We start from the raw sequence: 13,626 nt of genomic DNA on the forward strand, positions 1-13,626 counted from the left end.
CTCAGCGTCCTCGAAGGGCCCGGAGCGCTTCGCGCTCGCGCTGGGCCTTTTGCCTGTCCCCGGCCTTCTCGTAGATCGCCGCCAGGCGCTCGTGGACCAGGGGAATGAACGGGTTGATGTGAAGAACCTCTTCCCATGCCCGGCGCGCTTCGGCCGGCTTGCCCGTCAGTTCGTAGGCCATTGCCTGGTGGATGTAGGAAGTGGCGTAGTCGGGGTCCACCTCTATCGCCCGCTGGACGTGGCGCAGGGCCTCCTCGGGCTGGCCGGCCTGGACCTGAAGCTGGGCGACCCGGTTGAGCAGCGCCTGGGAATAGGGTTCGTCCCGGAGGGCGCGCCTGTACTCGATGAGCGCGGCCTCCAGCCGGCCCGCCAGCGAGAGGCGGTCCCCCAGGCGCATCCGGCGCCGCGCGACGGCGCTCTTGAGGGCCTCCAGGTCGGCCGCGCTCTCGTCCACGGGGCCCGTCGGCTTGAGGCGGAAGCGCTGCACCTGGGCGCCCGGATGCGGACGAAGCGGCCGGCGCTTGAGATCGTCCTTCCATTTCTTCTCGAAGCCCGCCAGGTCCACCCCGAATACCTTCTGGAGCCCCGGCTCGGCGCTCTGGGGCGGCCCGGTGGATTCGAGCTCGACCAGGCTGGCCCGGCGCCGGGAGGGCGCCTCTTCCTGCGGCTTGGCCTCCGGCCCGTCCTCCTTCTTGGGAGGAGCGGGGGCTTGGGCCGCGTCCGGCACTTTCTCGGCCGTCTTGGGAGGCGCCTCCCCGGAGGCCTTCGCGGGGGCCGGAGCCCCCTTGGCCCCGCCGATAGCCCGGAGCATGTCCGCCATGCCCCGCTTGCCGCCCCGGCGCCGGATGAAGTCGGCGGCGGTCGCGGCCTCGGCGTAGGCGAGCTGCACGTCCTCGGGCGTGTCCAGGTAGATGAGGCTCGGCTCCATCCGCTGGAAGGGGACGAAGCCGTCGCTCTCCCGAGCCTTTGAGAGGAGCATCTCCTCGCCCGGGTTCAGGAAACCATCACCCAGCCCGCGCCATCGCCTCTCGAGGTACTTGGCGATTCCCTCGTGGAGCCAGATCGGGGTGCGGTTCTTGGTGCCCAGCACGATGAGGTAGTGGACGTACTCGTGCGAGGCGGTGTCGAGCCAGCGATAGCCCCGGAGCAGGGCGCCGGGAGAGAGCATCATGATCTTGTTGAACTTGCAGATGCCCACCGCCCCCTTCGACTCGATCTCGGCCTGGGAGAGGGTCGAGGCCTTGTTGAAGCGGGCCGAGTCGGTGAATAGCTCGACCCGGACGGGGCGCTTCGGGTGCACCCCGAGCTCGTCCCCGAGGACCTTGTAAGAGATCTCAAGGGCCTCCCCCAGGTAGGGCATGAGGACGGCGTCGCCCGGGTCGTGCCAAATCTCGAAGTGGGCCGTCCGGTGGACCTTGAAGCCCTCGACCGCGGCCTGAGACTGGCGCACGTGGAAGCGGAGCTCAAGCCATTCGCTGTCGCCCGCGCGCTTGCGGAGGGCCGAGTCCAACCGCTCGATGGATCTCGTGAAGTCCCCCTTCAGGTAGAAGATCGCGCCCTCGAGGCCTTCCCACTCGGGCAGGCCGGGTTTCTCCGCCTTGAGGCGCGCGAGGATTCGCCCGGCCTCTTCCAGGTTCCAGGCGCGGAGCTCGTCCACCACCTGGGCGTAACCCTCCGGGCGGGCGACCTCCTGGGAAGGCCGCACCGGCCGGGAGAGGGTATGGGCGGCGGCAGGGGCGGCTCCCCACGCCGCAAAGCCGAGGGCAAGCGCGAGGGCCGCCGCCGCGAGGCGCCAGTTGCGGAATCTCGTCATTTGGTCAGCCTATCGAAATAGTCTTCAATCTCGCCGCGCAGCCCGCCCGGCATGCCGTCCTTCAGGGCTTCCATGACATCCTCGCGGAACTGCGGCGGCACGCGGTACTGGTCGCGGTCCGGGATGAGCACCTCGCTGAATTGGGTGCCGAGCTGGCCCTCCTCGCCTTCGCGTTGCTGCGGGCGGAAATCCTCCGCCCCCTGGACCTCGGGGTTGCGCGCCCACCACCCCGTGCCCGGGGAGCGGTACATGCCGAAGCCCTGGGGCGTCCCCATGCCCATGTTCCCGCGCTGGGCCATCTGTTGCATGGCTTGCTGCATCGCGTTCTGCCCTTGGGCCAGGCGCTGGATGGCCTCCTCCTCGGGGGGGACGGCCTGCGAAGGGCTCCGCTTCTCGAGCGAGGTCCCCGCCCGCTTCATGGCATCTCCCGCCTCCATGATGCGGCGGAGGATGGCGGGGTCGATAAACGGGAAGACCTGCATGAACTGGCGCAGCCGCTCCTCGAAGGTGGAGAGCCGTTTCCGCAGAATCTCCTGGCGGTGCCTCAGGCCCGCCATGCCGCCCCGTTCCTCGCCCGACATGCCGCGCTCGGCGCCCTGGAGGAGCGACTCGATCTGCTTGCGGGCCTCTTCCCATTTCTCCTTGCGCTGGACGGCCATCTTGTCTTCGTCACACTCCGGCCCGCGCAGGGCGGCCCACCATTCGCTCATGCGGTGGTAAATCCCGCCCCAGTCGCCGCGCTGGAGGAGCTGATCCATCTCCTCCATGGCCTGCTGGCGCGTCCGCCCCGCTTGCTCGATGGCCTTGGCCTTCTCCTCGTCGGCCTTGGCCTCGGCCTCGCCTTGGGGGGCCGCCGGCCCCGCGGCGGGCTTGGCCGGCCTGGGCTTGCCCTGGACGCAAAGGACGCCGCCCGCCTTCTCCGCGAGCGACTGCTCCTCCTTGCGCTCGCGGCCGAGCTGCTCGGCGAGGCCCTTGAGGCGGGGGGAGGCCGACTTCTTGAGCCGATCCACCGCGTTGTCGAGGACGCTCACCGTCTCGCCGAGGATGGCCTGCTGCTCCTCCACGATGGCGGAGAGCTCGTTCTGCTGGTTGCGCATTGGGCCGCCGCCGCGCTGGGCCATCATCTGCTGCTGCTGCATCCCCCGGAGAGCCGCCCGCATCCGCTGCATCTGGCCCATCATCTGCCGGAGCGCCTCAAGCGCCCCGCGCATGTCGCCCTTGCGCATCATGTCGCGGATGCGGTCGAAGCCCTTCATCATGTCCTGCATGGGCAGGTTGCGCATGCCCCGCTGGTTCATGAACTCGGCCGGCATGCGCTGGGCGAGGCCCGCGAGCTCCTGCATCAGCTTGCTCATCTCCTTCTGGAGCTCGGCCATCTCCTGCTCCAGGCGCCGCCGGGCCTCATCGCTCATGCTCCCGTCCTGGCGGAGCTTCTCCATGGCGCGCTCGAGAGCCTGCTGGCGCTGGAACAGGGAATCCGCCGAGCGGCCCACGCGGTCCATGCGGACGTTGCGCTGGATGTCCTCACCCATGGAGGCGAGCCGCTCGAGGGTCTCGGTGGCCTCCTCCTGGCGGGAGGCGAGGTCCTCCTCCCGGCGCTGCCGCTGCTCGGGAGTTTCGCCCCGCGGAGCGGCCGGCTGCTCGGAGGGCCTCAAGAAGCGGTCCAGCGTGTCCTGGAGCTGCCGCTGGAGGGCGTCCAGATCCATGTTGGCCAGGGACTCGCGCGGGTTCTGGGGGCGGAGCTGGGTGCGGGCCCTCTGGACGGCCTCCAGGATGCGCTCCGCCTTCCGGGTCATGGACTCCTCCGGCCGGCGCGCCTGGCGGGCCTCCTCGCGGCGCCGCTGGCCCTCCTTCGCCTGGGGCTCCTTCCCTCCCTCCTTGCCCTTCTGGGCCTGCTGCTTGCCGGCCGGCTTCTTCTCCTTCTCCTCCTCCTCGCGGCCGGTCCTCTCAAGGAAGTCCCCCAGGAGGTCCAGGATCTGGGAAGAGATCTTGCCCAGGTCCTCGTCGAGCTTGGCGATCGCCGCCTCGCGGTCGCGGATGCGGATGGTGTAGGAGGCGCTGAAGCCCTTCTTGGGGCCGCTGACCGTGTCGGTGTCCTCGGCGATGAACCGGTAGGTGAGGACGCTGCCGGGCCGGAGGCCCATGGTGCGCATGTCGAACACATGGCTCCCGTCCACGGCCTTCTGGGGCGCCTCGCCCCCCCAGACGCGGACCTGGCGGGGAGGCGAATTCCCCGCCCGCACCTCCAGCATCACGCCGCGGACGCCGAAGTCGTCCGACGCGCGGAAGCGCACGCCCACCTGCTCGTCCGCCTCCACGGTGAGGTCCTTGCCCGGCTCCGTCACCTCGACCTGGGGCGGGGCGTCCTGGATGATGTCGATCCGGTAGCGCGAGGGCGCCGAGTTCGCGAAGCCGTTGGTGTCCTTGAGCCGCACCTGGTAGGAGCCCGGGCCAGACAGGAGGAGCACGCCCTCCAGGGCGCCGTCCGGGGCCTGCTTCAGGGGCACCCGCCACCCGTCCGCCATGGCGAGGACGGCTTCGGTCAGCGGCCGGTCGGCGCGGATGCGGACTTGCACCGACGACCCCAGGTAGCCGCGGATGTGGCCCCCGTCCTCGCCCCGGCTGGGCTTCAGGCCGGTGTACTCGGGCGGGAAGAGGACCACGTCCACCGACTCCACCTGGGGCGGCTGGATCACCTTCACTTCGACCGGCACCGACCGGAAGCGCCCCGCCCAGGCCGTCACCCACACGTCGCTTTCCCCGCCCGCCCAGGTGGCGCGGTAGCGATCTTCCTCCGCCTTCTCCATCGGCAGGCGCCCGGCGGAATTCCGGCCCCCGCCCGGCGGGGTGAACTCGAGCGTCACCTCGCCCGGCCGGCGGCCCTCGGTGCGGACCTCGAACGCGACCGGGGAGCCCGGCAGCACGCGGCCAGCCGACGCGGTGAGGTACACATGAGTGATGCGGGATGGCATCAGGTCGAAGGCGTTGGCCAGCAGGAAACCGGCTCGCGGGTAGAGGCCCGGCCACAGCAGGGCGCACGCCACGGCGGCCGCGGCAAGCCAGCCCCCCAGGCGCCCCATCCCGCGCGGCGCCTCGTAGGAGATGAAGGTTTCAGGACGGAGGTTCCTGACCTGGGCGCTCGTCTCCTCCACCAGGGCATCGATCAGCTCGGGCGAGGTGGGGTCGTCGGCCCCGAGCCTTCCCTTGCGCGGGAAGAGCTGGAGCGAGCTGATGAGGTTGCTGCCCAGGTCCGGGCGCTCCCCCTCGATCTCCAGGGCCAGGCTCTCGCGCCCGACGCGCCGGCGCAGCCGGATGAAGGCCCACGCGATCCCGCCTCCGAGCAGGGCCACGCTCAGGACCAGGTACAGGAGGGCCGCGTAGCCGAACAGGGGCTGCAGGGCGACGGCCGCGGGAGCCAGCAGCAAAATCCCCAGCAGCGAGAGGACGAGGCCGAGAACCGCCTCCAGCCGGCGGACCTTCAGGCGTCCTTCGAGCACCCGCCCGAGGAAATCCAGGATTCTTTGGTAGGAGATATCCGCCATCTGAGCCTCGCCCGCTACGGGGGAAAAAGGCCGAGGGACCGCCCCTCGCCTCGCTCTGCCTTACTCGATGCGCTTGCGCCCTATCACCACCACCCTCGTCGGCCGGGGGAGCTTCTCCGCGGTCACGAACAGCTCGCCCTCTTCCATCCGGCGCACGTCCCGCGCACCGCTCAGGAAGCGGTTGAGGCGCTCTTCATCGTCCCAGTAGTGCATGGGGATGGCGATGTTGGGCCGGAGCTGGCGCACGATTTCGAGCGCGCCCTTCCCGTCCACCGTGAAGGTTCCACCGATGGGAACCATGGCGACGTGGACCTTTCCCAGGCGGCGCAACTGCGAAGGGGTGAAGGGCTCGGCAACGTCTCCCAGATGGGCGACGCACAGCCCCCCCATCTCGAAGACGAAAGCGGACCCTTTGGTGCGCACCTCGAAGGTGCGCTGGGTCACGGGGACATTGTAAATCAAAACATCCCCCACGGTCTTGCGCACTTCCGCCCACTCCATCCCGTCCTCGCGCAGGCCCCGGATAACCTGCGGCTTCCCCTGGAGGGTCCAGGCCGAGTTGTGGTGCGGATGCTCCCGCCCGATGGTCACGGCATGGGGCCGGGCCGGTGGAATGGGCAGCCCGAGCCCCGGCCCGAAGGGGTCCGTGAATATCCGGGTGCCGCCCGGCGAGATGATCTGGAAGGCCGAATGGCCGTACCACTCGACGGCTAGGGGGCGCGGCTTCTTCTTCCCAACCGCGAGAAGCGAAACCAGGCGGACCCCTCGGCCGCCCCGCACCACCTCTGGATTGCACCGCCCCTCGGCCCTCCCCGGCCAGGTCCACGCCGCCGCCAGCGCCAGGAGGCAGAGCAGCAGGCGCGCGAGGATCATGCCAGCCCCCACAGCCGCCTGAGCGTCCATTCGCAGGCCGGTAGCAGGATCAGCACGAAACCCACCCAGGGAATGCTCCAGAGGCGGACGTCGCGGATCTCGAGGATCTTGGAGGGCACCTTCCCCTGGAGGGCGTCCAGCACCCTCTTCTCCAGCCTCCGGGAGTCCTCCTCCCCCGCCTCGAGGAAGACGCCGCCCGTCGTCGCGGAGAGCCCGCGCAGGCGGTCCCACCGCGGGCTGACGTCGGTCCACTCCGCCCCGCCCGCGCCGCCGCCCACGCTCAGCGTCCGCACGGCCCGGCCCAGGTGCCGCTGGCCCAGCATGGCGTTCACCTCGGCGCGGTAGCCGCCCCGCCCGCTGGGGCGGAAGCGGGCCTCGAACTCACCCGTGTCGGGCCGGTACTCCGCCGTGAGGGTCTGGACCGCGCCGTAGGGATCCCGGAGGGTCACCCGAACGGCGGCCCCCTGGGCGGGCTTGTAGTCGTCGTCGAGCACCTGGACCCGCGCGACGTAGAGGCCGTCCCGGCCCGGCTCGGCGTCCGGGAGGATCTGGACCTGGGAGCTGGCCGCGTCGCCCGAGAGCCAGCGGGTCATCTGGGCGATGAGCTGGGTGTAGAGCTGGTTGCTCTTCTCTGCCGCCACCATCCCGAAATTCCACCGCCAGATGTCGTCGCTGAGCACGGAGAGAATCCTGCCCTCGCCCATCCGCCGCGCCGCGATGAGGGGAACCCCTCCCGACGGCCCCTCCGCGGCGAGGAGGGTCTGGCCGTCCTCGCTCGGAGCGGTGAGGTTCAGCCGCCGGAGGGGGGGGAGGCTCTCCCACATCCGGGCGTTCGTCTCGGCGTCGGGGGAGAGGCGGGTGACCGGATGGCGCGCTCCCGCCTCGGTCAGCCGGCTCGGCGCGCGGACGGACCCGGCGTAGTCGCTGCTCGTGGAGATGCGGACGGGCAACAGCTCCTCGATGGGGGAGCGGGCGTAGCCGCCCGCGCCGAACGAGCCGCGCCCGCCGAAGATCCAGAAGGCGCCGCCCTTGCGGACGTAGTCCTTCACCCGCTCCAGGTAGTAGTTGCTGAAGTATTCCTGGGCCGAGAAGTTGTCGAAGACGACGATCTCGAAATTCTTGAGCTCCTCCAGGAACAGCCGGTCCACCGGGAAGGGAACGAGGCTCAGCTCCTGCGTGGGGACGCCCGGGTCGTCCTCGGAGGTGCGCAGGAAGACGAAGGAGACGAGATCGATGGCCGGGTCGCGCTTCAGGGCGGCCCGCAGGAAGCTGTAGTTCCAGGAGGGCGCGCCGGAGATGGTAAGGACGCGGATCTTGTCCCGGCGCACCTCGAGGGGGATCTCCACCCGATTGTTCGATTCCACCAGCTCCCCGCGCTGGACCGGCGTCTCGATGGAGAGGCGGAGGCTGCCCACTTCGCTGGGTGTGAAGCGGAACTCGATCTTCTGGGCCGCCGGATCGCCCTGGATGTCCACGGTCTGCGTCCGCACCACCCGGCCCTCCCGCGTGAGCGCCACCGGGAGCCTTACCCCGGAGTACCCGCGCACGGAGAGGGTGGCCTCGAGCTGCACCTCCTTGTCCTGGAAGGCGATGCGCGGAGCCCGCACCTCGTGCAGCGACACGTCGCGGAAGTCCCGGGGGTTCCCGAAGCCGACCGAGACGACAGGCGGGAAGTTGCGGGCGTCCACGGGCGGCCAGGCGCCATCGGTGGTGTCGCCCCCGTCCGAGAGGAGGAGGATGCCCGCCGGCCGGTCGTCGCGCAGGACCATCCTGCCAGCGGCGGCCACGCCCGCCTTCCCGGGCTCGCCGGAGACGGCGCGGATGGTGCGCAGGGGATCGCTCCCCAGGCCCTTCGCCTCCAGGCCGTAGAGCGCCTCGCGCGAGAGCAGCGATGAGGCGGCGTCATAGGACATGAGCTGGACGTCATAGGACTGATACAGCCGGTCCAGGAAGGCCTGGGGGGCTTCCCCCCCCGGCTTGGGCCGCGCCGAAAGCTTCCCGAGGAGGAACTCCACCGCCTGCCCGAGACGGGTGGCGCCCTTCGCGCCGTCCTTCACGCCCATGCTCGCCGAGCCGTCCACCAGGACGAGGAGCCGCGGCGGGAGGTTCCGCTCTGTCCGCTGGATCAGCGTGGGTCCCGAGAGGAAGAAGACGATGGCGGCGTAGAGCAGGCCGCGCAGGGCGGTGAGGACGTTCACGCGCAGGGGGGAGAGCCGCTCGAGCAGCGCGCGCCGGCGCCGGCGGAGGGAATCCGCGAGGAGCAAGGCCACCGGCACGAGCACCCACCAGGGGGCCCCGCCCGGCCAATGCAGGCTGCTCCAGTCCATCGCTCAGCTCTGGTTCAGGCGGCGTTGAATGAAGGGATGGTGAATCAGGTCCTGCTTGTAGTTCCCGGTCATGGAATACAGGGCGATGTTGACGCCCAGCTGGAACGCGCTGCGACGCTGGGGCTCCCCGCCCGGCCAGCACTCCTCCACCCAACCCCCGTCCGGGCGGACGGCCCAGGCGCCGCCCAGGTCGTTCCGGCAGTAGACGACGGGCGTGAAGATGCCCATCTGGATCCCCTCGATGTCCTGGCTCACCGCCTGCCGGCCCCCGACCGACCGGATCAGGTAGTAGCTCCGGAAGACGGGGTGTTCCCGGGAGAGCGGCTCCAGCGGATGACGCGGGAAGAGCCGCTCGATCAGGGCGCGGGCCACGCGCCCGAAGCCGTCCTCGTTCGAGCCCAGCCCGTCGTCGATCAGCATGAAGCCGCCGTAGGTCAGGTGGCGCCTCAGCCGCTCGATCGCGGGGGGCGGGGGCATCTCGAACTCGTACCGGCCCGAGAGGTAGAGGAAGGGGTGCTCGAATATCTGGTCCGAGGCGAGATCCACGGTCTGCCCGTCCTGGGCCCCCTCGATGCTCGTGCGCTTGCGCACCTCATCCAGGAGGGAAGAAAGAGCGGTGGGGTATTCCTGCCAGCGCCCGCCCGCGTAGCGGAGGTGCCCTGGTGTGAAATCGGGAGGCGCCGCCGGGCCGTCCGGAGGCGGCCCCTGGGCCCGGGCGCCCGCCGCCGCGCCGAGGACGCTCGCCGCCGCCGCGCCGGCCGTCCAGCGCAGCAAGGCACGCCGGCTCAGGGTGCTCTTAGGGGATTTCTTCACTGGGCATCACCATGTAAACCGTGGGGGCCGGCATCCGGCGCGCCGAAAGCTCGATTTCGGCCGAGGGCGCCCGCTCCATCCGCGTGATGCCCTCGATCCGCAGGGCCTCGGCGAACTGCATGAGCAGCTCCGGCCCGAAATAGTGCATGGGGATGACGATGTTCGGCCCCAGGCGCTTCACGATCTGGGCCGCAATCTCATGGGGCACGTTTCCCATCCCGTCTATAGGGAGCAGGAGGACGTGCACCTTCCCCAGGGAGGCGAACTGCTGCGGCGAGGGGCCGAAGCGCGTGTTGCCGAAGTGCGCGATGCAGACACCCTCCACCTGGAAGACGAACAGTGTGTTGACGACGGCGGAGGTCCCGTCCGGCACCTGGGCGAAATTGGTGACCCGGATGTCCCGGATCATGCGGTCGAGGACGGTGGGCCTCCCGTCGTGCGTCAGCCCGTAGAGGATGGTGGTCTTTCCCTCGTAGGGGCCCGTCACCGAGTGCGTCACGTGGAAATTGCTCACCGTCACGGCGTCCGGCACCGGCACGATGGGCGGGTTCGCGTAGGGATCGGTCAAAACCCTCGCCCCCGAGGGCGAGGTGATGAGGAAGCTCGAGTGGGCGACGTAGCGCAGCCGGACCGCCCGGCCGGACGGCGCCCCGCCCTGAGCCAGGGGGGAAGCCCAGGCGACAGGGGTGACGCTCCCGTCCCGGTGCACCATGCCGGGCCTGCACAGGGTGGAGGCGGCTTTCGCGGCGAATGGGACCCAGAGGAAAGCGAAGAGGAAAAACAGAAAAAAAGCCGGCGCCAAACGCAATTCCCCCCTCGTCCGCCAGGGGGGCGCGGCTTCGATCACGGCCGGCTTCGGGAAGCGCGGTGGCTGCCGCACAACGGACCCCATGATTTGGCGGCTTTCGAGGGCGCCCATTCTACCCCGGAGAGCCGCGCCGGGAAACCATGCTCCCATTGGGTTCAAACAAGACCATTCACCTTTTCGTTCCTTGCCCTCATGCCGAAATTCCGATGGGACTCTCTCTTTTCCGGCTCATCCAGATCCCCGCGGCGAGCAGCGCCGCCTTGACCAGATCCGTCACAGAGAAGGCCGCGTGCAGAAGCCCGAACCGCCGGAGCGCCGCCTCCTCCCGCGCCCGGTCCAGCTCAAGCCCCAGCCGCTCGATCTCGGGGGAGAGCCAGAGGGCCTGGAGGGCCGCCGTAAGGGCCAGGAGGGCCAGGCAAATCCGAAGCCCCGTCCCTCCTCCCGCGAGCCGGGGCGCCGCCCATGCGGCGGCGAGTGCGAGAGCGGCCAGGACCGCCTGGGCCCGCGCCCATCCCCGGAACATGCGGCGGTTCACCTCCCCGGCCGCGAAGCGGAGGAAGGCCTCCCGCCGGGCGGGCTCGAGGGGCGCGAGCCGCTGGGCAAGCCCGGGGTTGCGCGCGGGCGAGAGCGCCTGGAAGGTTCCGGCGGCCGACCACCAGACCATCACCGTCGCGCCCAGCCAGGCCGCGAGCAGGGCCGCGAGTAGCGCCCCGGCCGGCACGGCCCAGGCGGGAGCGGAAGGACGAACCGGCATCAGAAAACCTCCCAAAATGGCTCCCGCGCCGCGGGAAAAGACGAAATTCCCACGGATTTTAGCCGAAACGGGTTTCCGGATGGTTACGGCGGCGGCTCCGGGGACCGGCCCCCCGGCGGGAGTCAATGTAATGCCATAACCGACGGCGCTCATTGCACCAATTTCACGCACTTTCATGGCAGGGTGATTTTTTCCGATTTCTCCGAGGAAATCGAAGGGAAAGGGAGCGATATTGGAGAAAAGATGAAGAAGAGGCTATCCTGCTCTCCCCGTCCCCTCGCCGGAGGCCGCGATGGCCGTGAGCGTCCAGTTCGGCCCCTCCCTGTCCATCGGGGGGACTCTGCCCCCCTCCTTCGGTGGGCGCCCGGCCCCCCCGCCGAGCGTGGAGCGCGCCAGCGCCCAGCCGCGCCCCCTCCCCGCGCCAAGCGTCACGGGCGACGGCAGCTTCCGCTTCCCCCATCCGGCCGGGCTGGGCCTCTTCCGGCCCCCCCTCATCCAGCTCTCGCTGCCGCCCAGCAACTTCATCGATCAGGCGGAAAGAGAAACCCCCGCCGTCATCGCCCTGCGGGGGCAGAACGTCAACGTGACAGCCTGATCCCTCACCGCAGCAAGGTGATCATCACCCCGCCCGCCACGATCATCCCCGCCGCCAGGACCACGAGCGTCACCGAGTAAGCGGCCGATGAAATCAGCGCGAACAGCTCGGGCCAGCCGACGGCGCTCACCACTCCCTCACCGGAGGGCCGAAACCAGCACGCCCCCCGCCACCACCAGGGCGGCCGAGAAGACGACGCGCCAGGTGAGGCGCTCGAGGTGGCCCAGGAAGAAGTAGCTCAGCACCACCACCCACAGGGGCGCGAGGCGGCTCAGGGGGAGCACCAAGGAGACGTCGGCGAAGGTGAGCGCCGTCCAGAAGAGACTTGCCGCCAGGATGTTGGTCACCGAGGCGGCGAGGAAGATGCCCATCGCCCTCCGGTCGGCTTGGATGCGGCCCCCGCCCGGCACGAGGGGCCTCCCGGCCAGGACCACGAGGGTCCCGGCGAGGTAGGCGCAGCCGATCCCCAGGAAGGGCGTCTTCTGGATGGCGAAGCCCTGCTTCATGAAAATGGGCATCAGAGCGTAGAGAACGCTCGAGAGGACCGGGTAGAGCAGCACGCCGCGCCCCCCGCCCCCGGGACGGCCCCGCTCCTTCACCTCGGCCAGCGAGAGGAGGGAGACGCCGAACACGATCAGCAGCGTCCCCGCCCATACCGCGAGGGTGGGCCGCTCCATCAGGAAGAGGACGGCGAAGAGCGCCGCCCAGATGGGGGTCGAGGACTGGATCGGGGTAGCCCGGCTCACCCCCATGCGCTCGATGCCCATGTAGAAGGCGAGCTGGCCCATCCCCTGCGCCACCGCCCCGGCCGCCATGAAGTAGAGAGGGGCCTCCCACGTCGTGGCGGAGAGCGTCCCCCGCAGCCAGGCGACCGTGAAACCCATCGCCGATGTAATCAGGTTGAGGGTGACGACCCCGGCCAGGGGCGTGCCGGAGCGCATGCCCTGGCGCATGCACACCAGGGTGCAGGCATAGGCCATGGAGGTGAAGATGGGGAGGACGATCCCCCATCCGAGGGGGGTGAGGAGGCCGCTCATCGGCCGGGACTATAGCCCCTCACCGGGAAGGGTGGGAAGGACGGGAGGGGGACCGCCGCTGCGGTCCGATTCTCCGTAGGGGCGACCGGCCTTCAGTCGGCCGAAGCCGACTTTCGTCCGGCGAAGGCCGGCCGGTCGCCCCCGCCAAGGCGCATGGCGCGCCCTACCGGAACGCCGACACCAGCACTCCCCCGGCCACCACCAGGGCCGCCGAGAAGACGACGCGCCAGGTGAGGCGCTCGAGGTGGCCCAGGAAGAAGTAGCTCAGCACCACCACCCAGAGGGGCACCAGGCGGCTCAGGGGCAACACCAAGGAGACGTCGGCGAAGGTGAGGGCCGTCCAGAAGCCGAACGCCGCCAGGGTGTTCGCGAAGGCGGCGACGAGGAGGAAACCCAGCGCCCGCCCGTCCGCCCGGATGGGGCCCCCGCCCGGCAGGATCGACCGCCCGGCGAGGACGACCAGCGTCCCCATCAGGAAGGCGCAGCCGATCCCCAGGAAGGGCGTCTTCTGGATGGCGAAGCCCTGCTTCATGAAGATGGGCACCAGGGCGTAGAGAACGCTTGAGAGGACCGGATAGACGAGGGCGCCGCGCCCCCCGCCTCCGGGGCGGCTCCGCTCCTTCACCTCGGCCAGCGAGAGGAGGGAGACGCCGAACACGATCAGCAGCGTGCCCGCCCACACCGCGAGGGTCGGCCGCTCCGCCAGGAAGACCGCGGCGAAGAGCGCCGCCCAGATGGGGGTCGAGGACTGGATCGGGGTGGCCCGGCTCACCCCCATGCGCTCGATGCCGAGGTAGAAGGCGATCTGGCCCAGGCCCTGGCCCATCGCCCCCGCGGCCATGAAGTAGAGCGGGGCCTCCCACGTCGTGGTGAGGTGCGTCCCCCGTAGGAAGGAGATCGCGAAGCCCGCCGCCGCGATGATCAGGTTGAGGACGACCAGCCCGGCCACGGGCGTTCCGGAGCGCAGAGCCTGGCGCATGCACACCAGGGTGCAGGCATAGGCCATGGAGGTGAAGATGGGGAGGACGATTCCCCATCCGAGGGGGGAGAGGAGGCCGCTCATC

General features: G+C 70.1%; 10 protein-coding genes. 1 reads left to right on the top strand and 9 read right to left on the bottom strand.

The window, feature by feature from the left end:
- Position 1: 1 nt before the first annotated feature.
- From HYZ11_18465 to HYZ11_18495, 7 genes are all read right to left on the bottom strand, one after another.
- Positions 2-1,813 (bottom strand): tetratricopeptide repeat protein, encoded by a 1,812-nt coding sequence (locus HYZ11_18465; GenBank protein ID MBI3129597.1) that lies wholly within the window; start codon positions 1,811-1,813, stop codon positions 2-4.
- Positions 1,810-5,355 (bottom strand): DUF4175 family protein, encoded by a 3,546-nt coding sequence (locus HYZ11_18470; GenBank protein ID MBI3129598.1) that lies wholly within the window; start codon positions 5,353-5,355, stop codon positions 1,810-1,812. The genes HYZ11_18465 and HYZ11_18470 overlap by 4 nt, the downstream gene beginning before the upstream one ends.
- Positions 5,356-5,415: 60 nt before the next feature.
- The gene (locus HYZ11_18475) at positions 5,416-6,228 is read right to left on the bottom strand and encodes an MBL fold metallo-hydrolase (GenBank protein MBI3129599.1); all 813 of its coding nucleotides are present in this window, start codon (positions 6,226-6,228) and stop codon (positions 5,416-5,418) included.
- Complete coding sequence (locus HYZ11_18480) at positions 6,225-8,555, bottom strand: hypothetical protein (protein MBI3129600.1); 2,331 nt, start codon at positions 8,553-8,555, stop codon at positions 6,225-6,227. Before HYZ11_18480 ends, HYZ11_18475 begins: the two co-directional genes overlap by 4 nt.
- Before the next feature lie 3 nt (positions 8,556-8,558).
- Positions 8,559-9,368 carry a DUF4159 domain-containing protein gene (locus HYZ11_18485; protein ID MBI3129601.1) on the bottom strand — a complete coding sequence of 270 codons (810 nt, stop codon included), beginning with the start codon at positions 9,366-9,368 and terminating at the stop codon, positions 8,559-8,561.
- Positions 9,352-10,170, bottom strand: coding sequence for an MBL fold metallo-hydrolase (locus HYZ11_18490; GenBank protein MBI3129602.1), 819 nt, complete (start codon positions 10,168-10,170; stop codon positions 9,352-9,354). The genes HYZ11_18485 and HYZ11_18490 overlap by 17 nt, the downstream gene beginning before the upstream one ends.
- A gap of 196 nt (positions 10,171-10,366) precedes the next feature.
- Entirely contained in the window at positions 10,367-10,930 is a 564-nt protein-coding gene (locus HYZ11_18495; GenBank protein MBI3129603.1) for a hypothetical protein, read from the bottom strand.
- A gap of 292 nt (positions 10,931-11,222) precedes the next feature.
- Between HYZ11_18495 and HYZ11_18500 the strand changes: the two genes are divergently transcribed.
- Positions 11,223-11,525, top strand: a complete 303-nt coding sequence (locus HYZ11_18500; protein ID MBI3129604.1) for a hypothetical protein — start codon at positions 11,223-11,225, stop codon at positions 11,523-11,525.
- 137 nt (positions 11,526-11,662) lie between these two features.
- Here the strand turns inward: HYZ11_18500 and HYZ11_18505 are convergent, their stop codons facing one another.
- Both HYZ11_18505 and HYZ11_18510 read right to left on the bottom strand, forming a co-directional pair.
- Positions 11,663-12,562, bottom strand: coding sequence for a DMT family transporter (locus HYZ11_18505; protein MBI3129605.1), 900 nt, complete (start codon positions 12,560-12,562; stop codon positions 11,663-11,665).
- Between the two features lie 163 nt (positions 12,563-12,725).
- The gene (locus tag HYZ11_18510; protein MBI3129606.1) at positions 12,726-13,625 is read right to left on the bottom strand and encodes a DMT family transporter; all 900 of its coding nucleotides are present in this window, start codon (positions 13,623-13,625) and stop codon (positions 12,726-12,728) included.
- Position 13,626 lies beyond the last annotated feature (1 nt).

Source organism: Candidatus Tectomicrobia bacterium (genome assembly GCA_016192135.1).
Lineage (GTDB): Bacteria > UBA8248 > UBA8248 > UBA8248 > UBA8248 > 2-12-FULL-69-37.